The following is a 22,997-nucleotide window of genomic DNA, read 5'->3' as shown; positions in this document are numbered from 1 at the left end:
TCGTCGGTGCCAGCAGGTAGCCAACCACGCTGGGACACAACAGCCTTCGCTAAATCGTCGATGCCATGGGGCAAATCTATTCGCGCCCGACCAACATTTGAAATGAACTTAGCCATGCACCCAACCATCGCACCTGCTGGCCGATCCACGTTCCGGCGGAAGCGCGTTCTCATTCCGGCGGCGATTCTCCTGGTCATCATTGTCGCTACGGCCTCCTTTTTTGCGTGGTATCACCGCAGCCCGGAGCAGATCGCCAACGCCGCAGCCGGCGAGTCTCGCGTCGAGATACCGCCGGACGCAATTGAGGTTTCGGCCACCTACGACCGCATCCGCATCCAAGGTGGTTGCTCCCGATTGTCATTCCTACTGCCGAGTCTGCAATGGCGCACGTACTTGCAGCAGTACGTCACCGGTCCATTGGCGGCATCCAGCTATGGCCCCACGTCAACGTGCGACGACATCCCATTCAATTGTGTCGAAGATGTCCGCCCCAATGGGCTCACAGGGTTCATCACCAAGGACGAGGTTGACGATGGGGCCAAATATCGGCGTCTCTTCGTGGTCCCGGAATGTGAACCTGGCCAGACACTCATATCGTGGAGCGCGTTCGACGTGTAGCTCAAACTGGGACGGCACGGTTGAGTGCGAGGGCTTCGACGTGTTCGTCGACCACAGCTTGCACAATCCACCGGTCCCGAACTCCACAACCGCGCCCCATATCGAACGTGTTCCCGAATTGTCGCATCGCCTATAGCGGCGAGATCATGCGCTGCTGCCGAGCCTCCCGCGGAACACGTTTCGCTCAACCCATCGGTAGGTGACCCACGCTGTCGCACGCACCAGACCCTTCGACCTGGTGAGGGGCATGCCACCCAATTCGCCGCCGTACGGCGCCATGCCGGTGGCTGCAACATCATCGATCCCGAGATCTCGCCCGGCGTTTACCTGGTCTGTGGTGGAGCGGTGAGCGTGATGCCCACGGGCCCACAAGTAGGCCGGGCGGCAAGACGGATTCCCTGCGCCGATCGCGATCGATCACTCGCTTCGCGTCGAACCCGCAGTTTAATCGGATACGATCACGCGACCACTTCTCCTGGCAGCAACCGGAGGCGATTTGATAGACCTACCACGAGCTCCGCGCGCTCTCGCCAGCGAACGCCTTCGATCCGAGCGCGCTGCGGCAATCAGATTGCCCCACGTGCGACCTATCAACGATTTGATAGAAAAGATAAGTCGAGACACAGGCGTGACGGACCTTGCCTACAACGACCCGACCTTCGGTGGCATCGACGCCGAGGTCTTGTTCGTTCTGAAGGCACCTGAGGGCGACGCGAGCGCGGACCGGCACCACGTGAGCTTCCAGAGCTTCGACAACGACGACGCCGGTGCCGAGTTCCTGTTCCGAGCCTGCAACAGGCTCGGCCTCGCTCGCGAAAAGTGCGCAGGATGGAACATCTGCCCGTTCCCCATCGAAGGTAAGAACCCTTCCCGCACAGAGCTCGATCGTGCCCGGCCATACACGATGCAAGTACTCGAATTGCTTCCGCATCTCAAAGTGGTTCTACTGCTTGGTAATCCAGCACAGAAGGGATGGGAAGGCGTATTCCTACGTCGTCGCCCCGATGTCGAGGTGATCATGGGGGCGTCCCCATCGCCACCAGGGATCAACCAGAAGCGAAATCGCGACAATTTCGAAGACGCGATTCGGCGTACCGTGCGAATCGTAGAACCAACATGAATTGTGGTCGCCGCTGCATCAGCAAGAACGTGACAGCTGAATCATTACGCTCCGGGGCTTGATGAAAGGCAGCAAGCAGTGGACACTGAGCCGCGTTGGGATGGCATCGTGACTTCGACACACTTCGACACGTCGACAGTACGAGCACGCCACGAGTTTGCGGATCACGCGAAGCACGGACACTGGGACGCCGTCACCGACATGTTGAAAGAACAGCCTGAGCTGATCAACAGCACTCGACTGGACAGCGTTTCGCGATATACACCGCTGCACCAGGCGGCATACCTGGACGCACCAGCAGAAGTCGTCCAGGCGCTCTTGAATTCCGGGGCGTGGCGGACGCCACTGAATCACCGTGGTGAGCGTCCCGTTGATGTAGCAGTGCGGCGAAACAACCAACACCTCGAGCAATTGCTCGAACCGGTCCTCCGAAATTCGGTACCAACTGGAATTCTGCGTGTCATCCGCGATTATTTCCACGAGGTCATTCGCGGCCGGATCCAGGAAATCGACCCCACTCGTGAGCTACGACTACCCGAGCTGGACCCGCTACTCGAATACGAATCGGTGAAGATGTATTCGGTGTCCCCGGCATGTACGGCGGATTCAGCTATTGGTTGGAGGCGGACGGTGTCGAAGCAACGCTGATCTCGGAGAGCTGGTGTCGAGTCGTCGAAGGATCGGGGCAACGACACGAGATAACTTCTGCCGGTTACGGACTCACCGATGACGGCTTCGTTTGATCATCGAAGACTGAGCCCGACCTCCCTGAACATCACTGTGCACCCAGCCCCTTCAGGGCTTCGACTAGTGGTCGAACCGAACCCCGCCCGGTGTCCATTGCCTCGGCGAGGAGTTTCCTTGCCGTTCGAGCTATTTTGCGCGCATCGCTCTCTAGCATCCCTTCGAATCGTTGATCCAATAGCCAAGGGGCGTCGGTCGACGCTTTTGCGGAAACGAGGTCGAGAAACACCTCCATCGTCCTCACTCGCTCCTTGATCGAATCTCCTGTGCAGTCAATCCATTCGAGTTGATCACTCCACAATTCACGCCGCGCATGGCTGTCTGACACGTCAACGAAGCTGCCAAATGGCGCCATCACACCACTGTCACTGCGAAATTGATCGACTTCGAGCGTCAGCCGCGAAACATTGTCATCGTTGAGCGATGCCCCGACAACCATCAGATGACGAGTCATCAACAACGACTGCAGCAACGACCCTGCGGGTCTTGTCGCAGCGTCATATCTGACGAAGTGACGTCGAGTCAGAACGATGCTGTCTTCGTGATCTACGTCGCCGTGCATCTTCAGTATCCAAGGCGAGCGGGGTGACGTTGTCGCCCAAGGTAATACACTGTCGACTTTTTGCCCGGTTGCACCTACAGCAGCCTCGTAGAGGCGATCGTAATTCGTCGTGATCACTTCGTTGCACTGCAGACTGGCCAGAAGCACATGAGCAAGCGACGGCCGCGTGACCTTCTTGATGATCGCCGCAACCTCAGCGCCAAGCTTTCCCTCCAGACGTTTCTCCAGGAGCTGCGCCTGGTCCAATGCGGGGAGGTCCTTGAGGTCGTCGAGCCTCTTTGAGTGGTGCTCTGAAAGCTGATCCAATAGGTCGTCCCATCCAGGTAAACCCGCTGCGACGCTTACCCCGGCACCGATGAATAACGCTAAGTGCTTGGCGGCTGCCAACGCACCTAGTGAGTCAGCACTTTCAATTAACGCCTTCGGAAGCGGCCAGGAACCCATCTCCCTGCGCTTATGCTGCGCAGCTGCGAAGACTGTTCGCTCTGGCGTCACCAAGATGACGTCGATTCTGAGCCGTCTGACGGCCTCCTGCAGCGTTTCCAACAGCGTCACAATGACTTCACCTTTTCGGGCAGCCATTCCACCACCAGCAATACCCAGAATCGGCATCGCGACGCGAAGTACAGGCCTCCCGCCGCCTGGCTCGTCCCGGCTGTCGACGATTGTGTTCAGCAACTCTGTTACGCGAGAAGCAAGGACATCGAGTCCAGCGGATAGCACGTCCCCGACATCGATGAACCACACGTTGGCGCTGTGCGCACTCTGGGCGTAGTGGGCGGGCCAGCTTGATGGTCGCACATTTGCGATTGGGGCGGTCAGAAGCGCGTGCCATCCCGACTGAACATGGAAACCAGCGTCCGTCGGCACCACGGCCACGTCATGCTCAACCATCTCGATGCGACCATGAACCAGGAAGATGTGCCCACTGGGCGAGTTAGTATTCATTCGCCGAATCTAGCCCCACCCGGCGGACAAACGCGGAATCCTCCGGCCATCCGAGCGCAGTACCATTCGGCACCGGGGCCATGGTTCGCCACAACGGAAGCACCGTTCGAAGACACACTTCCGGTCGTTACGGTAGCGTCCACAAGAGCCCAACGATGGTGAGCCGAGGCCGAACTCGATTCGACCGCGACCGAAACGCCCAGCGAACGAGCATCGGTTCGGTCGGCGGCGCGGTCGTTGGCGGTTCCGCTAGCGAGCGGGCAAGAAACCCGCTGCCGGCCGACGCTCCGTACCAACCAGACAGGCTCTATCCAGCATGCGGTTCTGTAGCTCACACGAAACCTCCGGTACCAGAAGGCATGAGTGACATGCAGCAAGGTTCGCAGCTCCCGCTCCGGTCGACATCGATTCCAGGCAAACGGGGTCGGCCGAGCACCACTGCGCTCGCTCAGTCGCGGATTCGATGATCTTCGTGATGTTCTGAACCGTCCCGTGCGAGCACAGGCCGCCTAGGCTGCCTGCCGCATCCGCGGTTGCGGTATAGAGCAGGATGCCTGTTTGGCCTGGTTCGCCGTAAACCCGTTCCCGGATCGATGACGCCGGGTAGCCCGTGTCCAGTGCAAGTTCGTTCAGAAGCGCATGTGCCAACGAATGGAGCATCAGAAGTCTCGGCGAAATCGGATCGACCGTTCCCGCTTGCGCAGGCGCCGCCGATTGCATTGCTGCGGTGAGGGTCGCGGCCCGCGTGATGGCGAACTTCTCCGTCTCCCACTTCGCAAGGGCCTCCTCACGGAATCGAACGAATACTCCCTCGCCGAGAACCTCTACCGCCGGCAACCAGTCCACGCGCTTCCGAGAGAGAGCACCGGGGGACGTGGCGGCGGTTTCCTTGACCGCGCTGACACGCGCAAACCCACGCAGTGCCCGGACCTCGCGCAACCTGGTGACGCGCGATACAAGGTCCACCAGGTCCGCGATACCGTCCTCTGACGATACCGACTCGGGAACACATACGAAGGTCTCAGATCCGTGTACTTCGGGGTGCGACCGGCCGAGCGCCTCGTACTCGTCACCTCGAAGTGCCTTGACAGCATCCTCATACGATGTGGGATCACCTTTGTGTCGCCGGTATGCGTCGATGAGTTCGTCAGCGTCGACACCATGTTTCCGAGCCAGGATCCCGAGCATCGCAGCGAGGTCGTCACCTTCGATGTCCGTCAACTGCGGAAGGATAAGGGCAAGAACCTCTTCCACTCTCGTTTCAGATCGATCAACAGTGAGCGCAGATCTCACATCCGCAAACCAGACGTTCGACGCGCCACGTTGCAGACCCACGAGCTGCTCGCCACAATTCTCACGGTCGCCGTCGAGCCATGGGGATGCACCGCCGCACTTCATACCGAATGCGCCGCTACCCAGCGCGCCCTCCAGTGTTCTCGAAGCACCACATGAACATGTGACCGAAATGCCTGCCAATGTCGAGTTGGCCGCGTCGGTCGTGATCCTTAGCGGGTGCTTCTCGGTTCCGATTTTGTCACCCCGGTGCACCCAGAAATCGTAGGGGAAGTCTTGGATGTGACTGTTTGTGCAACACGCGACAAAACGTGATGGCACAAGTCTTTTCGTAATACAGTGCCGACATTTGTTGACGTAACGGCCCTCCACCTTGTCCGCGAGTCGCTCGAACTTGTCGAGTCGTGTGCAATTCGGGCAGTAGACCCACTCTGGGAAGCGCGCGATCGGAACCATCGAGCCACCTTCGCCGCCTGGCGGCGAGTAGAGGCGGCTCACCCCGAGCAAGCTGCACAACCGCGGTTCGTCGACAAGCTCCTCAGGCCGGGGCTTCCAATTGTCCAGTCCCGCGACGATGAAGCTCTCTGACTCGACTGGCAAGATTGCTCCGACGCCGTACGTGGTAATCAACTGCGTCCGTCGAACTGTCGCTTTGACTGGCTGACGTTTACTCAGATTTCGGCTCAGAGCCATCTGACTGTGCCTCTCGCGCAAAGTATTTCTCGAACATACGGGACTCGACATCAACGTCGCGCATACTTGACAAAGTCGGCCAAGCGGGTTGCTTCACCGGATAACTCGCAGGTTGCGAGCCGTCGCTGGCAGAGGTGAGCAGTGGTTGCGCTATCGACCGCCGACGGGACGCCTTCGGGTGGGACATTTTTCCATACTCGTCGACTTGATCTCTCTCGGCGGATTCGGACCAAGTAGTGACCAGTGCCTTCAATTGATCAGCGAAGGCGTCGGCCTCTTCTGGCGAGACGCGAGTTGCCCTTGCGATCAAGGAGTCAACGATGCCGTCAACTTCCGACCTGTAGCGCTCGATCTTCGATACCGATCCGTCCTCACGTAACCCCTGAACCATCAGTCGTACCGCCGACACCAGCGTGCCGTGAGCACCTCTGTCCCGAGCCCGGGACGCGAAAGGTGTAGCCGTAGTTGCCTCCACCTCTCGGTAGAGAGCTCGATGAAACGGGATGAACGACTCATAGTGGGACGCGTCGCGGGATCTCTGCGCGTTGAGCGCGACAATCACCAACCCTGGGTGACGACGACCGACGCGGCTGGTCGACTGGATGTACTCAGAGGTGCTCTGCGGCTGGCCGGCAACCACCATGAGGCCAAGCCGGTCGATGTCCAGGCCGACTGAGATCATATTCGTGGCCAGCACAACGTCGGGGCTGTCGGGCGACGGATATGAAGATTCCAGGGATGCCATCGCCGTAGGGATTCTGGTCTGGTCCACGCGTGAGGTCAGCTCGACCGGCTCTTGGGAGATCAGTCGCGGATCAGCTCCGCGGCGAGCTGCCACCACCTTCAACCGATCAGGGACGTCGTCGAGCACTTGCAGGTAAGTGGACCCCAGGACCCGGAGGCTGTTGAAATAGCCGAGCAGAGTCCAGTAGTCGTCCTTGACCTTGTCGTCGACCCCCAACGCGTGTGCTGATTGAAGAAGCGACGAATACAATCGGACCAGCATTGTTGCTTGGCTGGTACCCGGCGCCATTACCCCGACATATCGTCTGGTCCCCTTCTGCTGCGGCGTCGATTCGACGGAGAAGTAATTGTCCGACGGATCAAGCCCAGGGGGCGGAAACTGGACCGACTCGCGATCGAACACTTTGCGGACCTGATGTTGGGCGCGGCGGATGGTCGCGGTCGACGCAAGTACCTTGGGCCGCCCGGCACCGGTACACGCGAGGTCGAGCGCTGACTCGTAGAGCCCGACCATGGTCCCCAAGGGCCCTGAGATCAAATGAAGTTCATCCTGGACGATGAGGTCGGGTCGAGAATCAGGGCCGTCGACCGACAGCAGCGGACCCACTTGTTGACGCCACGCCATCAGCGCGAACTTGTCGACTGTGCCGATGATCAGGGACGGCCTCTCGCGATACACATCCTCATCGGTGACCCAACAGGGCAGCCCGTTGGCAAAATCGCACGAACTGTTCGGGCACGAGATGATCAGCTCCCGTCGGTTGCTCGCGTCGTAGTCACGATGGCTGAGTCCGACACCGCACCACGGACAGCGAAGCAGCTGAACCGGGGTTGACCCCTCGGGCTGTTCTCCAGACGCGTACTTGTTGAGAATCTCTCGAGCTTCGTCCACCTTGTTGGGCGTAGCTTGATTTCCGACCCACAATCCCAAGGAGATCGATTTCGACTGCGGCAATTCGCGTCTCCGGATCAATTCGAGTGCGCAGATGAGACCTGCGGCCCTCTCGAACTGTTGGCGGGTGAGCAGCCGAAGCGTGTAGCGCATGATCGCCGAGACCCCGCCGTCGTCCTCGCGTCTTAACCTGCGCAGCAGGATGGAGAACGCGATGCATCCGAGATAGGCCTCGGTCTTCCCACCGCCCGTTGGAAACCACAGCAGATCGACTACTTCTCGATCGCTGTCGAGCGGGTCGGCGATTGCCGAAATGTTCATCAGAACGAACGCGAGCTGGAACGGCCGCCACTCCTGCTCACCTAGGACAGCGCCGCGGGCCTTGTCTTGTGCATTACGTTGCTCGACCATGGCTTCGTTCATCAGACGAAAGGCGCGCCCGACTGTCGGGTCTTCGAGGGCCTCTATTCCCTTGCGGATGCGTTTCGCACAGATGGCGGCAAGATCCATGTGTTCCAGCGCCGGCATGCGATGTACGACCGGCATCTGTTCGGCTGCCTGCCGTCGCTCCGCAATCCAGCGCTCATAGGCGCTTGCCATCTCCTCCAACTGCGCGAAATCACTGTTCCGGGACAGTTCGCTCATCGACAGCCGATAGGTTCCATAGTCGTCGGAGTCATCCCCGCCTGACGGCCGCGCCAACCTAACATCATGTACTGGAATGAAAGTCGTCCGGAGATCCCTGACGACTTCAGCGAACTCGTCCCAGATGACGGCACAACCATGTCCTACTGCAAGCGAAGGCTCGTTCCGATACAAGAACTCACTCGACCTGGCGTCTGGATCATTGCTCTCTGTTTCTCGTGGTCGTCGCCTGTCGATGAAGCCGCCCGTGATAGCGCTGACAACGATCTGGGGCCGAAACCAGCAGTGCGCGTCACTATGTCCCTTGATATCGGCTTCTGATGCGCCGTTGACCAGCGAAAGCGTCACTCTCACTTGCCCGTCGACCACCGGCCTCACGAGACCAACCAAACGCAGCTTCTGATCACCCTCGGTGATGGGTTCATCGATCCGAGTCATTGTGGTGGTGGATATCGATTTTGCCAGGTCAGAATTCACATCGATCGGCGACCAACTACCTGATTCGGCAGCTTCATAACGCCGAGCGCTCGCCATCACCCTGATGTCTGGGGTCTCTCGAGGATCGACAGTAAAGGTGAGGCCCATTGACGATGGTTTTGTTGCGTGCGAAAGTGCGACCGCCGATTCGGTCGCTCCGTCGGCAACTGGTGTGCCGCCGGTGAATTCTTGGGCTTCGTCGGCCTCGAGGCCCTCGTGATACTCGGATTCGGTCGATACGACCGCCGACCTTCGGGGATGTAGGACACCCACGACTATTCGGTTGAGCGGCGGCTCGTTTAGCGCGACTGCCTCGACAGGGCCGGCCAGCTCGTCCTCGAGTCCGGCAACGATCTCATCTCGAGCCTGGTACCACGGCGAAAGGTCTTCGCTCACTGAACACTCCCCTGATCGACTACCTGCGCAAAACCGAACGGCCGTGGTTTCAACCAAAATCGAACACCATCCTCGACTGACCATCTCGACTCGATACCCTCGATGGCCACACTCCCGAGGTTTGGCCAACCGTAGGACGGACGCGTTCTGTAAAGCTTTGCCAACGACTTTCCAAACTCGACCGTTGTAACACCAACTGCGACATCACCTAGCCGACATCGGTAGGTCGGCCACTCCGCCCTTCCTGAGGCAAGGAGCTGAAAGCCGATGCGCGCCTTCGAATCAGCACGCACCAATGCCTCCTGCCCTGCGTCTTCGCCTACACGTGCGTCAGAACGGAGGTCGGCAGGCGTGATGGCCACTTCGGTTGGCTTGTCGAATGCCGGGTGTGGGCGATATACAAGCCCGGTACCACGGAGATTCTTGGTGAATGGGGCCTCCCAGTCGATGATGACGATCTTGTCACGGGCGCGGGTCAGCGCGACGAAGAGCAGTTCACTCTCGGGTTGGCGCCGGCCGACAGGCCTCAGAAGGGCCCGCGCATCGACAACCGCCACGTTGTCCCACTCGAGTCCCTTGGCCTGGTGGATCGTGGACACGACCACACCGTTCGTTCGGTGATCAAACCACGGTTGAGTTGGCTCAAAAGTAGACGCGCAAAGTTTGGCTATCGCGCGCCAGGAAATCTCTGACCCCGAGTTTGAGGCGTGCAATAACAACCGGAACCAGCCAGGATCGACGTCCTCGCGAATCTCCGAAAAGGCTGTGAAACCGGCCATTGTCGCCGGTGCTCCCCCAAGCGTCGCCCAGAGCTCCGCGACCCATGGCGCCACTACTGAGCGTGAACGCCTTTGCTGACGCACAACGCAATTCAGACCGCTGCTGCTGAGTTCGTGGAACAGGCGGAGGGCTTCTGCATTGGTGCGGACAAGGACCGCCGTCCCACCACTCCAATCGGCCGCCTTCACGGCGAGCTCGGGGAGCTGTAGATGCGTGAGATCTGAGACGAGGTCATCCAACCCGTCCAACCGCTCCCCGTCAGACGCCGTTCTGAGCTCTCGCGCCACGGTCATGACCTTCTTCGGTCCTCGGCGCCGCGCTCGGTACGACCCGTTCAGCGTCAGCGTATCGCTGATACCCCTGCGGCGAAGCTCAGCTTCCAGCTGAGTCCACGCTGACTGACCTTCCGTTCGCGAATCGTCGAGAAACTCGTAGATCGCCTGCAACGGATCGCCGAACACAGTCACCCCGGCATCGTCGGGCAGGTGATCGATCATCGCACAGAGAAGGGTGCGACGTTCCAACGAAAGGTCCTGTGCCTCATCGACGATGAGATGAACGACATCATCCAGTTCGCCGTCATACTCATTTCTGAGCTGAGCCGCGGCTTCTCGGACGATCCGATCGAAGTCACGGCTACTCGGCCGAGGCAATTCGGATCCGGTACCCGTCAACTGCCATGCCAGCGAGTCGAGCGTCATGGCTGCAACGGAAATGTCCAGGCCGGCCAGTTCCCCACCAAAGGCGTCAACGGCTGCTTGGATCGCAGCGCGCGAAAATGAGACGTACAGTACCGATGCGTCTTGGTCGCTGGCGGCGTCGGAGCCACTGATCTTCTCGATGAGAGCGATACTCGTGGCCGTCTTTCCGGCTCCTGGGCCGGCAACCACCATCCGGCGCGCGTCGTTTGGTGCCTCCAGGACTCGTCGCTGCGAATCATCAAGCACTAACTTCATCGGACTCCGGTTCTCCGGCATCGATGATCTCTTTCAGGCTGTCGAAAACGATACTGTCTCCGAATTCTAGGACGTTGTCGATCACGTTGACGATCAAAACCTCGTCACTACCACCATTCAAGGGTCCTCGCAGGCCACGTCCAACCATCTGCTGGTAGCGCATCTCACTGCTCGTTGGCCTCGTGATATAAACGGCCCTCGTCTTTGGGGCGTCAAACCCTTGTGACAGCACCGCATAGTTGGTAAGCACACGTAGATCTTCGGACTTGAATCTCTCAATTGCGAGTCGGCGATCATCAGGACTGGTGTCTTGATCTATCGACGCCGCCGGACGACCAGCAAGAGTCAGCAGCGTCGCCAGCGTCTGTGCGTTCTCGACGGAAGCAGCGAACACGACAATTTGCCAATTATCCGGTTTGCCTAGGATCGACTCTACGATTGTCTGGGTTCGTTCGTGGACGCGGCCCAGCCTCCGTTCGGCATCGCTTGGCATCCAGTACTTCTCGCGAAATACCTCGAGTTCACTCGCCGACAACCGAATATCGGTACCGGCAAGAATCTCTAGAGACGCACGCGCTAGGACCTCGTCGCGCTGCAGACGAACTTGTGGTCTTTCAGTACCGAACACGCTTTCGTCGAGAAAGTTGTTGTCGAAGCGCCTCAGCAGACGCTTCGTTTCGTCACTGTCTCTCCGCCCCCGATAGGGCGTGGCCGTAAGACCAAGAAGCAACTTAGCGCGCTCATCGACGGTTCTCCCGCTCCATTCAAGGATCTTTCGGTAGGAGGGATGCCCCGCACCGTGAGCCTCGTCGATGACGACCAAGGGAGACTCCGACAGCCAGGCGAATGCTGGATTCGAAATGGCACTCCTGGCAAGCTTCTTCCACGTCGCCACAACAACCTGGACCCCGCCCGTCTCTTCTACCGTTTCGTAGTTAGACCAGTACCTGCTCAGGATTAGTTGAGCATCCTCCGCGCCCTCGGCTCGCCACAAGTATGACCAAGTATCAATTGCTTGCTCGCAGAGCTCTTTTCCATCGGTTATCCACAGAATTGGGCCAGGCAGGTCTGAGTTGGAGTTTCCAAGTGCGCCGCCCCGGATAGCGTAAATAATCGTCTGCACCGCGACGCGCGTTTTTCCAGCGCCGGTTGGCAGCGATATAATGCCGCGTTTCGGACCGTCGCCAATCAGCATTCCAAGAAGGCGGTTTGACACGGTCTTCTGATAGTCGTGAAGGGGTTTCAGTTTGATTGGACCGTCAACATACTCCGTCGGTTTGTTTCGGCCGAGCATCTTTGTTCCGGCCCAGGAATCGCTAAATCCGAGCTCACTAACCCATTTTCGCGTTGAATACGAACCATGCCACGTGGAGGGCGGCGTAACCGGAAGGTTTTGGGGATCAACCTTGCAGACGCGCTCAAGCACACGCGTACCGAACATTGTGACACATAAGCCTGCCAGCTCTAGCCCACGAGGCGGACGAAGCTGGGATTTCGAAACGTATTCTAGTGCATCGCGGGGCACTAATGCCTCAAGACGTTCTTCGCCAGCGAACAATAGGAGTCGTTCATCGTCCGACGCTGCTCGCCTGATATCTCGAAGCCTCTTGGTGTTTTTTCTTCGCTGGATTCCATCTAGGAATACGTCTACTTGCTCATTTGAATCATCGAGCTCCAGACACGTCAGAATCTGTTTCAACACTTGATGATCCGAGCTTCCGGTCACAAGAAGAGTATTCTTTTCTCGCGCCTGGACGCACCCTACACGCATTTCCGGGCGCCCTGGGACCAGAGCAATCTTGCTAATCGATAAGCACTTCTGCAGGGTGAGATCATCTGGCTCGTCTTCCATCTCAACCTCGTCGAAGACGTTAAAGACATCCACCAGACGGACCGGCTCAGCACTTGTCTCGTAGCTGTAACTCAACGGAAGGTCTCGTCCCTCCATACATCCCCAGAACTCCCGCAAGTTGTAAGCATCGTCGGGGCTGTCTACCACGACTGACGGGATTCCAAATTCTTCGAGGTCTCTTTGGGCTTCATTTGAAGTGGCCACTGCCACTTCACTGGCCGGCAAAACCACCCAATCGGCGCCGCGCCGAACACTGAGAGTTGCAGGAGGGGTATCAGGATAAGTGTGGCACCACCACGCATAGAGTGCACCGACTCTCTCGACGTCGTCGCGGGCGACGTGCGTGCCGAGCAGCCGAGTGAAGTCACCGCTGCTAAGCTCAGAAATTTCCGTCCGGAGACCAAGCACCTGACTGGCTTCTTCGCTGAGATCAACTCCAATTACGCACGGCACCAATCCTTCAATCTCACCGGTATTCGAGGACGGATGAAAAGCCTCGCCTACCGGCACCGACCCGAGCACCGTTGGCAAGTAGCCGTGCATCTTGATCCACCAGATCTCGGCGGCGGTGAACCGTCCAGCCTTTCCCACCTGCGGATGTGTCACTTTAACGCGAGGGACATGAAGGTGTTTGATCACAGCGACTGTAAGCGCGACCCTATTAGTCAAGGTCAAGTCAGGAAGTAGTTGCAACGGTCCAAGCAGCGAATCCAGTCCGTCGATCCGCATGTTCTCGCGCGCAGATAAGCTAAGTCGCATTTGGTCACCGACGTCGCGTCTGACCTCCTTGACGTACCCACCTACCCATTTCTCTCCTCCGCGGAGTCCCGGTACGGGCCGCCCTCGAACACCTAATAGCGCAAGGATCTCGACATCCGCGGCATGATACTCACCGTCGACCAGGTGCTTCTCATCATCCTTCAGCTGCTTCAGGCACTCGCCAGCGAGATATTTACCCTCGGGGAGGACCCAAATCCCGCGCCCGTCCAGCACGTGGACGACTGAAGCCGCCTTGCCCTGCAGAATCCGATCGAACGCTTCGCGGACCGTCGCTTCTCCGGAGCCACGCATGGCTATCCAGAGCTGATCCCACTCAATAGGACGCCCACTCGCGAGGTCAGCAAGAAGCTGAAGCACTTCACCACCGCTGTCGAAGGGGGTGATACCCAGCTGCTCCAGCGCGGTGAGCGTCTGTGGTCTCTCTGTCACCTCACGGTCGATAAATGCCGCCGCGCTTTGCTGCATATCCGTTCGAATGAAACAACGTCCACTGACCGGCCGTTGTAGCTTTCCACTCTCCAACAGGATGATTCGCGACTCTCGAACGTCCATGCGAACACTGTCATTTATCCCCTGGACCTTCGACGCGATCTCAATTGCTGCGGCCGAATGGTCAGCATCCGGCGTTGCAACGACAGCTTGCAGCCAGTCGAGCACCCGACCCAAACGTTGATTGTTGTCCTGCATAAGTCGATCGACTCGCGACCGCCGGTCAACAGTTCCAGTGCAGTCCGGATGAACCCACTGGTCTCTTTCGCCTGCGACCTCAAGCCATCGCGCCGCATAGTCACCGACCAGTTCGCTCGGGACTCGCCTAAGAGCGCTCGGGGACCTGAGTTGACCGTCCAGATCTGGCAGACACCTGGAGGCCCGAAGCGCTTTAAACACCGGCTCGTTAAGCACCTTATCCGCCCAGCTTCGATCTTCCTTTCCACGAGCGGGCAATGTATCGATATATCGGGCATAGCCGCCCTCCACAACGAGATCCTTTCGAGCTTCAACGACAAGCCTGGGTAATACCTCGGTCAGAATCTCATAGTTAAATAGGCACTCGATTACATTTATCCGGTCATCGGATAGTTTCCACGGCGCATTGATTCGGCCACTAAGGGTGGTCTCGGACTTTACCGGGAAAAAAGCACTTAACTGACCTAAACCCTTACCAGTCTTAGGCACGGCCCAACTCACTTGCACAATTTCACGACGCGCTGAATGCCCCGCGGATTCCAGCGCCGCTTCCGATGGCTGGTGATCTACGGTGAAAACCGACCACTCCTGCTCACCGTCTTCAGTGGTCAGCACGATCTTTTTGCCTCGCTTGGAAGCGGCGAATTGGCGGTTTCGTCCTGCGACCTCATCGCGGAGATCGAGCAGCCTAACGTGTGGCGCAAAAAGATTGAAAGATTCATCAAACTCACCAATCTCCACTGAAAGTTGTTCGACCACATTTGGCCTTAGCGGTATCTTGACGATCGTCACCGCCCACTCGGAAAGCGCCGCGAGGACGGAGTCTGACCGCATTTCCTGTTCTGCATCAAGCACCCAAGCCAACCTCAGCGCTGGAACGTCAGCTGGCTCCAGATGCTCGCCAACCTCGTTGGTCAGCTCACGCGCCGTTTCGACGCGGTTGAACTCGAAGGAAACCGACTGACTGAAAATCTGCGGTCTGTCAGAGATACCGCTAATGGACTTGAAGCCGAGGCCGAAGCGGCCGATTTCACTGCCGGTCTTATCCGACAAGTGTGTGTAGAGCAGGGCGCGCACTCCAGAAGCGACGAAAGCCCTGCCCTGATTGGCGACGTAGAGGGCCTCTGCCGTCAAGGTCACCTGGACCCGCCCCGGCGACTCTCTAAGGGCATCCGCAGCATTTTGGATCAGTTCCTGGATCTGTTTTCGGCCGTAACCACCCTCGGCGATACCGCGCTCTTTGCCTGCATCTTCGTGTACGCGGTTGGAGTCCTGCTTGTAAACCTCCACACACTTGGCGTGAAAATCGTTCACCAGACCAACGAGCGACTGGTCGGGACTTGCCCACCCCTGCTCAGACATCGAGCCTCCACATTCTCAGCGGCTAACTTGCCACTCCCACATACCGTTTCAAGAGAAGTGATATCAGGTGTATCCGACAACGGCGGGCGAAACCCGATCAAAAGAGGTTGTTTGAACTACGGAACTTTCCGGTCCACACCCCTCTGCGCCGTGACCGCTCGGTTCGTCTCGTGCACGTGTGCCGACACCATCCGCCCACCGGACCGGTTCGGATGTCGCCCCGCCGGCTACTATCGCTGACATGACAGACGAATCCGATCGCAGCGCTCAAGCGCAGGTTGTAGATCTGTTCGCGGGTCCGGGGGGACTCGATGTGGGCGCATCCTGGCTCGGACTCTCAGTGGTCGGCGTCGAAATCGACCCCAACGCATGCGCAACTCGTGCGGCAGCCGGCCTGGCGACGGTGCAGGGCGATGTACGCAGGTTCGGGCCGAAGGATTTCCCAGGTGCAACGATTCTCACTGGTGGACCACCGTGCCAGACGTTCACGCTCGCCGGGACTGGATCGGGGCGCAAAGCCCTGGAGAAGGTCCTCTCACTCGTCGAAGACATGGCACGGGACCGGGATATCACAGAAAGTGTCGACGAGCTCGAGGACGAGCGAACGGGACTCGTGCTCCAACCCCTACGATGGGCTCTCGAAGCACTCGCTGACGAGAGACCATACGAGGCGATCGTTCTGGAACAAGTCCCGTCCGTGCTGCCTGTCTGGGTCGCTGTGGGCGAAGTCCTAGCGCAGAACGGCTACCGCATCGATCACGGCATACTTCGTACCGAGCAATACGGTGTACCTCAGACTCGCCGTCGAGCAATTCTTGTGGCCCGCCACCAAGACGAAGTTGCCCTGCCGACTCCTACTCATGAGAAGTACCGGAAGGGCAGCCCTCGGCAGGGTGCCATCGGAATGCTGCCGTGGGTCTCGATGGGTGAGGTTATCGATCGCGGTCGAGAGTTCACCGTCATCTCCAACTACGGGAGTGGCGGGGACCCCAAGAATCGCGGCAGGCGTACTTCCGAAGAGCCAGCGGCAACTGTCACCGGCAAGGTGACCAGGAACAGGCTGCAGTATGTTGACGGCAAGTCAGATAGACTCACGCTGCCCGAAGCAGGTCACCTTCAAACTTTTCCGCTGGACTTTCCGTGGGCCGGCAGCAACATCGGCCAACAGATCGGTAATGCAATCCCGCCACGGCTGGCCGTACACGTGTTGGCCGCGGCAACCAAGCTACCCGTTAGCGACGCTGCGCTGGACAAGATCGTTGACACACCATGGAGTAGGTCGCGCCATGGCATGGACTACGCCGTCAATTCGAGCCAATTACCGGCACCGCTTACCGAACGTCTCACCTAGCGTGCCGTGCCCGTCCGAAGCGAATCAATAGTCCCGACGATTGCGTCTGCAACACCTTCCGCAGCCTCGTGTTCCCAGAATCGCAGGACCGTCCATCCGCGACTTTGTAATTCTGCGTCGGTTCGTCGGTCCCTCGTCATGTTGGCATCAAGTTTTGCAGCCCACCACTCAGCGTTCGCTGCCGGTCGTGTCGCATGTTGAGGACACCCATGCCAAAAGCACCCGTCGACGAAGACGACAAGTTTCAGACCGCGCCACACGATGTCACCTCGGGCCCGGAGATCTTTTTCCGGTCGGACATCAACGCGGTAGCGAATACCGCGGGAATGAAGTTCCCGCCGGATCAAAAGCTCAGCTTGAGTGTCTCGGCTTTTTTGCTTGCTCATGCGGGCCTGGACCGATTCGGACGAGGCAACGGGACGCGAACTACCGCGCGCCAGAGACTTTGACTTCATCTCCACCCCCACCACGGCGACGTCGTGTTCGTTTCGACTAACCTTCCAGATCGATAATCGGCGAACTCGCCTTCGATGAATCGAAAGTAGTGAATCTAATTACGCGATCATCGGAGCTCTGTGCAGAACTCGGTGCGACGTAACCGAATCCAATGACCACCTTGCTTGGATCAAGCCGTCCGCCGTTCGACCGCAACTCCTCACGGTACTGCGACTCGACGATAGGATACAAGATGAGAGCGCCGCGTCTGTCGTATGCGACGAGTTTCGTTTCTCCCACCTTAGCGGGCGACAAGCTTCCGTCTGACGCGCCAGCGACGAAAGACGGTACCGGGCGGTGCTTCGGGTCACTGATTGCTCCAAATAACGGACCACGACGTCGATCGCGCGCGAACCACGAGAAGGAGCGATCGTGTGACCCCAAAACCAGCCCGGGTTGCGCCATAGCGTCCGAAGTTACATCTGAGCCGAGAAGCTGCGGAGCGAAGACAAGCCAGTCATTTACTTGCGGAGGTTCAGATTCAGTAATTCTGCTCAGATATGTCAGATACGGCGCGAATTGAATTGGCGATACCCACTTGAGTTTTTTAAGAAGACCCAATAGGTCTTTCGCTGTAATCTTCGCCGTTAAGGCCTTCAAAGGAAAACTAGTATCACCCAAACTGTAGGTAAAATCCGTGGCATCTTTCGAAAGAGAGTCAAACACTGGTTGCCAAAGCTCGTTATTCTTCTTGAGATCAGCGGCACTAGTCGGATACGCCGTTGGCTCTTTCCAGACGCCAGGTGTCGCTATTTCAACGAGCCGCGCATTATACATTTTATTCGGACTCGCCGGCTTAAGCCACGCAAGATGCTGAGAAACCAGGGGCGGAACCTGCGCAGGTGTGAGTTGCGGGACTCCGTCAACCATCTTCGAATACTGCTTTAGTTCTGTTCGAAAACTGTTCTCGTCGTTACACACCGCCTCGAACGCCTCGTAGAGGTCGATTTCCTTCTTCCCCACCTTCTCAAGGCGTCCGATATACAGGCGAACCAGGTCACGGTAGCCATCGCGGAAGCCGAACCACCGGCCCATCTGCATTAGCGTTGAGGCGTTGCCAGCGCGACGTCGGAAATACGTGACCGTCAAGCCCTCAACGGTGAACCCGCGCGATAGCTTCTGCCCGCCGATTAGAATCTTCCAAATCGATCGCTTGGAGAAGTCGGCTTCGCCCGTCTCTATATCTTTGTCGCCGTTCACCACGATTATAGGTTTTTCGTCCCCCCCGATCCGAATCGCTGCCGGACCAATAAAGGGCATCAGCTCCTGGTAGGTAGACGGAACAGAGTTACCGGCTGCGCGAACTCGCGAAACCGGCTGTACGTCGGTTTCAAACAAGTCGCTCAAGCGGGAATGGCCGCGTGGGCCTGTATAGCCAGAGTCAAACCAGAGTTTCGTCACCCTGGCCAGCAGTTCACGATGTTCGATGGTCCAACCAGACTCGTGAATCAACATGGTGTGATGCTGAAAGAACCGGTCGCCCAAGCCCCCGTTGGCCTCACGATAGAGCTTAATAGCAGCAGTGAGAACGAACATGTCCATCGCTCGCTGTAGACATGTGTCGTCGTTATCTTCTCCACTAATGTCGCGCACATGCGCTTTCTCGTTTGAGTTCGCAAAAGTTCGCTCGTGGTCCGACAGGGATGAATCCAGGTCATGGAAATCCGATGCACCCATGTATCCGAATGGTCGAGGCAACGAGATGATGAAGTCCTTGGGGAAGATGTCTTCACTATCGCTTGGATCGACAAAAACGTTCGCGAAAGGCGTGGCAGTATAGCCAACATATTGCGCGCGCGGCAACATCTCTAGAAGTTCCGATATTTTTCGATTTATTGCCGTTCTTTCAGCGTTCGGCTTCCCTAAATCTACGGTATTCAGCGAGGCTTCATCGGACTCGTCGTCTACTATCAGGACCGGTATTTCCGACAGAGGCGTCGTAATATTGTTTAGGTCCTTCACAAGTTTCTTCAAGACCGAGCTATTCTTCTTGACAACCATCAGGCGGGCCGAGGACCGATCCAGATTTCTTGAATCATAGAGTGGAAGTCCGGGCTCCCTTTTCTCAGATTCGAGAGCCACGATTCCTTGACGAAGACTCTGATAATCTTTCTCGCGTGTGGTCATCCGCACGATGTCAAATGCCCCGAGCGCCGATGGTAGCTGACCGAAAGAGACGAACTTGCCCTTGATCCATGCAGGGTCGTCTGCATAGTCGGACTCGAACTCGCTTGCGCCTCTGAGGATATTCTCTCGTCCTACGAGTTCCATGTCGAGCCTGCGTTGAGTCTGCTCTCTCAGCAGATTTAGCGTGCCACCTAAGACAATGACCAGCCTGTACCCGGCGTCAATCGCTTTTGCGATTACGCCGGTAAAGTTCGCGGTTTTCCCCGACTGCACATATCCGACAACGAGACCCTTGGATTGATATGCCTCTGATCGCGTGGGGTCCGCTAAGCGCTCCACAATGCGGTCAGACGCCTCATCGATACCGTTAACCGCTGCGACAGGCCACCCTTTGTCCAGCAACAGATTATGGTAAGACGGCCAGTACCACTGACGGTCTCCCAATCTCTCTGGCGGATACCAGGGTTCGTGATTCTCGGCGATCACGACCGGGCCGTCTTCATTAGGAACCGGAATCAAGTCGGTCAGGAGCTGCTTGGTGGGCGGGTCGAGGTCAAGTGCACGATATACGTCTTCGCGTCGGCCAGCTGTTCTCAGGTCGAACGATGACCACTCTGGCGCGTCGCGGTAGTCCCAGTGGATCAATTGGCGACGCCACAGCTCGATGAGGGGATCCGAGGGACGAGCCGCCGTAAGGGCCTGCGTGAAGTCTGCCTCTGTCGCATACGTCTGCGCCTCAGCGGCCATATCCTCCACCTGATAGTTGAGTGCGCGTGAGAGCCGCTTCGGTCTGCTTCCGTTCATGTCCGCCAATACGGCGCGGTGCAGGTCTAGTCGAAGCGTGTCGGTCATGGTGATCCTCGTCTTTCAGGGAAGGCAGAGTGTTGAGGGGTTCAGCGGGGAGTCATCCGAAGTAGGGAGCCCGGTTACGTCAATCTCATACTGCACCGACAAGATTCGGTCGTGCGAGGCGGTTGGGAGATTGTCGAACCGCAGTCTGGGAACCGCCTTCGACTTCAGGAACAATGGCTCGTCCCGCAAAGCCCATCGCTCGTCGTCGAAGTGGTCCGCGCTCCAGCCCGCTTCCGCCAGAAGGTCGGTCAGCCGCGCCCCTGCGCTGGCGCTTTCGTTTGTGGCCGACAGTCGAACTGCTTCTATCGACTCAGAGAGTAATCGTCCGCTCGCCCCACCGCGGGTCAGTCGTATAGACGTGAACCATAAAGGACGTCCGGGAGAAGGCTCCAGCTGTCTGAACCCGTGGACCGCGTGGCGCCGGCGCTCTAACGAGGTCGTCTTCACCTCGACGTCGAACGCAGGAAGGACGAAGTCGCGTTCTTCGTTCGCTGGTCCCGTCCAGGACTGCATCGCAACATCCCACCCGAAATCCAGCGCCAGCAAGCGAAGGACTGCCAACTCGCCATGGAGACCGAGCCGCTTCTGTAGAGAGGCAACACGCTGTTCATCCAGCAACACATTCCAAGACCGTATGGTCTCGGTAAAGGCGACGTTCAGGGAGCTACCTGCATTGATACGGCCCGCGATCGCGATCAACAAATCGTGAAAGTCGCGAAGAAGCGAGAGCTCCGTCGTTCGAATCCGTGCCATACGAAGCCCTCGATGAGATACCTGGTCGATGCAGACGGCGGGCAATCGCGAGTGCGGCGGGCGATGGCCGGGTTCGAGTTCAACAAATAGCGCGATTTCCCGCCCGTCGTCGACCACTTCGTACTGCACGAGTGGATGCGCGCCGGATTCCGACAGTCGATAACTCGTCTCCAGCGCCTCCGCGAGGTAGTGCTCAATGGCGGACCATCGCAACTCACCTGGCTGATGTTGGTCAGTCATGGTCAGCTACCCGATCCAGTTCGGCCCGCGCCGCCGAAACCAGGATGGCCTGCCACAGTTGAAGGTTGTCCTTTTCGCGGCTCCCGCTGTACTCAGTTTTAAACACCTGATTGAGCATCAGGTACACCAAGGACTTCACGAGCGGTGCATCGTTCAGAGTGCCGCGTCGACCCCCGAGGATTGCGGCGCGATAATACTGGTTCAGCTGTATCTCGCGGTTGTTGCGATCGATCTCGAAGAACTGGCCGTGATCGAGCTGTTGCCAGCGAACCGCGATCGGGTCTTCTCCCGGGATGAATGGAAGCTCCTCCTCGACCGTCTCCCGTACGGACGCGTCGATTCCCTTGCCTGGAGGGATAACCGGGGTGCGGCTCACCACAGACCGCTTGCGTGAATCGCGGTAGACGCCATCTGCGTCAACAACGAACTGCGGGAAGAGCCGGCCCGTGGTGTCCTGGGCGTTCTCGAGCGAGGTCACGACTTCAGGCGACATCTCGACGCCATCCTTTTTGACGCTCATCCGGAACACCTTCTCCGAACCGTCTGGGATGTCCACGGCCACGCGCGAGAGCGAAAGATGCTGCTCCGGCTGCCTGAAGTTGTTCCAACCGCCGGCCTGGACCAGTCTGTTATGGCGATAGAAGTAGAAGCCCTGGCGGTCGATGACCGATCCGACAGCCTTGTACTCGTCGAGCGTGGATTTCGCCGGCCAGATGTGGGCATCGAACTCGACGAGGCCAACAGATCCCACATCTGCCACGAACGTTCGCGGGTACTCCGGGTGGCCGGTGACCGGGTAGGCGAAAGGGTCAAGTGCGATAACCCCGAAGTTCATGTACTCGACTCCGCTCTGGGCATCTTCGACTGCGATCGTGATGTTGAAGTCGTCCCGCGACAGGAACCGATGTAGGTGTAGTCCTAGGTGCAGTGCCAGCTTGCTGATGGTGCGATGCAGGTAGCGATCCGTTTGGCCACCTGCGCCGTTCTGTGGAAAGTTCTTGACTCCATCCCATCGGATGACGGTGCCGTGCCACACGATCGGACACTCGTAGTATCGATCAATGAGGCCTTGCGCGTAGTCCGGATCCACCACGTCGCATTGAAAACCTGATAGGGCGCGCTCCATGAGCCAGCGTCGTCCTGCCGCACGTGTTCGTCGAGTTTTGCTGATGACCGTAACCGAAGACGCGTGGCTCAGGGAAGCCGATTTCAAACCCGTGCCGAACATGCCCAATGCCTGTGCGCTGTAGCTTTGACGACCGCCCACTGTCATCGCGACGTCGAGGCCGTCTTCCGACATGCCTTCACCGTCGTCGATGACGAGGAGGCTGATCAAACGATCGTCCTCACGCAGGAAGTGGATCACCACGTCTTTCGCGCCGGCATCGATGGAATTGTCCACCAGATCAGCGATGGCGACCTCGAATCCATACCCTTGGCTGCTCAACGCCTCCATGTACCGCGCGTCTGGAGGGAGATGCTTGGTACCCGTTGTGGGGACTTCGAACTTCCAGTCGTCTGCCATGCCTGTCCCTGTGATTCGTAACTCACGATATTTCAACCCGAACATATCGAACGAGCCAGCGCTTGGTCGCAACACCACATCAGCCGTCTGTCATTCCGTCGCCCA

13 protein-coding genes are annotated in these 22,997 nt (G+C 58.2%); 4 read left to right on the top strand and 9 right to left on the bottom strand.

Annotated elements, in window-relative coordinates; all coding sequences use genetic code 11:
• Positions 1–6 precede the first annotated feature (6 nt).
• From AC1TQG_RS12605 to AC1TQG_RS12595, 3 genes are all read left to right on the top strand, one after another.
• Positions 7–618 carry a hypothetical protein gene (locus AC1TQG_RS12605; RefSeq protein WP_482137376.1) on the top strand — a complete coding sequence of 204 codons (612 nt, stop codon included), beginning with the start codon at positions 7–9 and terminating at the stop codon, positions 616–618.
• A gap of 628 nt (positions 619–1,246) precedes the next feature.
• Positions 1,247–1,738: a uracil-DNA glycosylase family protein gene (locus AC1TQG_RS12600; protein ID WP_482137375.1), complete on the top strand. Its 492-nt coding sequence runs from the start codon at positions 1,247–1,249 to the stop codon at positions 1,736–1,738.
• Between the two features lie 108 nt (positions 1,739–1,846).
• A complete protein-coding gene (locus AC1TQG_RS12595) occupies positions 1,847–2,386 on the top strand; it encodes a hypothetical protein (RefSeq protein ID WP_482137374.1) in 540 nt (179 codons plus the stop codon).
• Between the two features lie 127 nt (positions 2,387–2,513).
• Here the strand turns inward: AC1TQG_RS12595 and AC1TQG_RS12590 are convergent, their stop codons facing one another.
• The 5 genes from AC1TQG_RS12590 to AC1TQG_RS12570 all read right to left on the bottom strand — a co-directional run bounded on the left by AC1TQG_RS12590 (position 2,514) and on the right by AC1TQG_RS12570 (position 15,549).
• Positions 2,514–3,992, bottom strand: a complete 1,479-nt coding sequence (locus tag AC1TQG_RS12590) for an SIR2 family protein (RefSeq protein WP_482137373.1) — start codon at positions 3,990–3,992, stop codon at positions 2,514–2,516.
• 249 nt (positions 3,993–4,241) lie between these two features.
• Entirely contained in the window at positions 4,242–5,978 is a 1,737-nt protein-coding gene (gene drmB, locus AC1TQG_RS12585) for a DrmB family protein (protein WP_482137372.1), read from the bottom strand.
• Positions 5,953–8,844: a helicase-related protein gene (locus tag AC1TQG_RS12580; protein WP_482137371.1), complete on the bottom strand. Its 2,892-nt coding sequence runs from the start codon at positions 8,842–8,844 to the stop codon at positions 5,953–5,955. The genes drmB and AC1TQG_RS12580 overlap by 26 nt, the downstream gene beginning before the upstream one ends.
• Before the next feature lie 284 nt (positions 8,845–9,128).
• Positions 9,129–10,889: an ATP-binding domain-containing protein gene (locus AC1TQG_RS12575; protein ID WP_482137370.1), complete on the bottom strand. Its 1,761-nt coding sequence runs from the start codon at positions 10,887–10,889 to the stop codon at positions 9,129–9,131.
• Positions 10,852–15,549, bottom strand: a complete 4,698-nt coding sequence (locus AC1TQG_RS12570; RefSeq protein WP_482137369.1) for a DEAD/DEAH box helicase — start codon at positions 15,547–15,549, stop codon at positions 10,852–10,854. The genes AC1TQG_RS12575 and AC1TQG_RS12570 overlap by 38 nt, the downstream gene beginning before the upstream one ends.
• 241 nt (positions 15,550–15,790) lie before the next feature.
• Between AC1TQG_RS12570 and AC1TQG_RS12565 the strand changes: the two genes are divergently transcribed.
• Positions 15,791–16,900 carry a DNA cytosine methyltransferase gene (locus AC1TQG_RS12565; protein ID WP_482137368.1) on the top strand — a complete coding sequence of 370 codons (1,110 nt, stop codon included), beginning with the start codon at positions 15,791–15,793 and terminating at the stop codon, positions 16,898–16,900.
• On the opposite strand, the gene AC1TQG_RS12560 is transcribed toward AC1TQG_RS12565, so the two are convergent.
• The 4 genes from AC1TQG_RS12560 to AC1TQG_RS12545 are packed head-to-tail and all read right to left on the bottom strand — an operon-like array spanning position 16,897 to position 22,892.
• Positions 16,897–17,355 carry a very short patch repair endonuclease gene (locus AC1TQG_RS12560; RefSeq protein WP_482138718.1) on the bottom strand — a complete coding sequence of 153 codons (459 nt, stop codon included), beginning with the start codon at positions 17,353–17,355 and terminating at the stop codon, positions 16,897–16,899. The genes AC1TQG_RS12565 and AC1TQG_RS12560 overlap by 4 nt on opposite strands.
• 37 nt (positions 17,356–17,392) lie before the next feature.
• Positions 17,393–20,374, bottom strand: coding sequence for a Z1 domain-containing protein (locus AC1TQG_RS12555; protein ID WP_482137367.1), 2,982 nt, complete (start codon positions 20,372–20,374; stop codon positions 17,393–17,395).
• A 15-nt stretch (positions 20,375–20,389) separates the two neighbouring features.
• Entirely contained in the window at positions 20,390–21,367 is a 978-nt protein-coding gene (locus AC1TQG_RS12550; RefSeq protein WP_482137366.1) for a PD-(D/E)XK motif protein, read from the bottom strand.
• Positions 21,360–22,892: an ATP-binding protein gene (locus tag AC1TQG_RS12545; RefSeq protein WP_482137365.1), complete on the bottom strand. Its 1,533-nt coding sequence runs from the start codon at positions 22,890–22,892 to the stop codon at positions 21,360–21,362. The genes AC1TQG_RS12550 and AC1TQG_RS12545 overlap by 8 nt, the downstream gene beginning before the upstream one ends.
• Positions 22,893–22,997: the final 105 nt, after the last annotated feature.

This window comes from Williamsia sp. Y844 (assembly GCF_056786475.1).
The sequence above is the reverse complement of the archived record's forward strand: the minus strand, read 5'-3'. Positions and strand labels throughout refer to the sequence as shown.

What these genes read in the sequence shown, in the direction of transcription:
- AC1TQG_RS12590 (WP_482137373.1), bottom strand. Translation starts at nt 3,992, where the DNA reads ATGAATACTAACTCGCCCAGTGGGCACATCTTCCTGGTTCATGGTCGC.
- drmB (WP_482137372.1), bottom strand. Translation starts at nt 5,978, where the DNA reads ATGGCTCTGAGCCGAAATCTGAGTAAACGTCAGCCAGTCAAAGCGACA.
- AC1TQG_RS12580 (WP_482137371.1), bottom strand. Translation starts at nt 8,844, where the DNA reads ATGGGCCTCACCTTTACTGTCGATCCTCGAGAGACCCCAGACATCAGG.
- AC1TQG_RS12575 (WP_482137370.1), bottom strand. Translation starts at nt 10,889, where the DNA reads ATGCCGGAGAACCGGAGTCCGATGAAGTTAGTGCTTGATGATTCGCAG.
- AC1TQG_RS12570 (WP_482137369.1), bottom strand. Translation starts at nt 15,549, where the DNA reads ATGTCTGAGCAGGGGTGGGCAAGTCCCGACCAGTCGCTCGTTGGTCTG.
- AC1TQG_RS12565 (WP_482137368.1), top strand. Translation starts at nt 15,791, where the DNA reads ATGACAGACGAATCCGATCGCAGCGCTCAAGCGCAGGTTGTAGATCTG.
- AC1TQG_RS12560 (WP_482138718.1), bottom strand. Translation starts at nt 17,355, where the DNA reads ATGAAGTCAAAGTCTCTGGCGCGCGGTAGTTCGCGTCCCGTTGCCTCG.
- AC1TQG_RS12555 (WP_482137367.1), bottom strand. Translation starts at nt 20,374, where the DNA reads ATGACCGACACGCTTCGACTAGACCTGCACCGCGCCGTATTGGCGGAC.
- AC1TQG_RS12550 (WP_482137366.1), bottom strand. Translation starts at nt 21,367, where the DNA reads ATGACTGACCAACATCAGCCAGGTGAGTTGCGATGGTCCGCCATTGAG.
- AC1TQG_RS12545 (WP_482137365.1), bottom strand. Translation starts at nt 22,892, where the DNA reads ATGGCAGACGACTGGAAGTTCGAAGTCCCCACAACGGGTACCAAGCAT.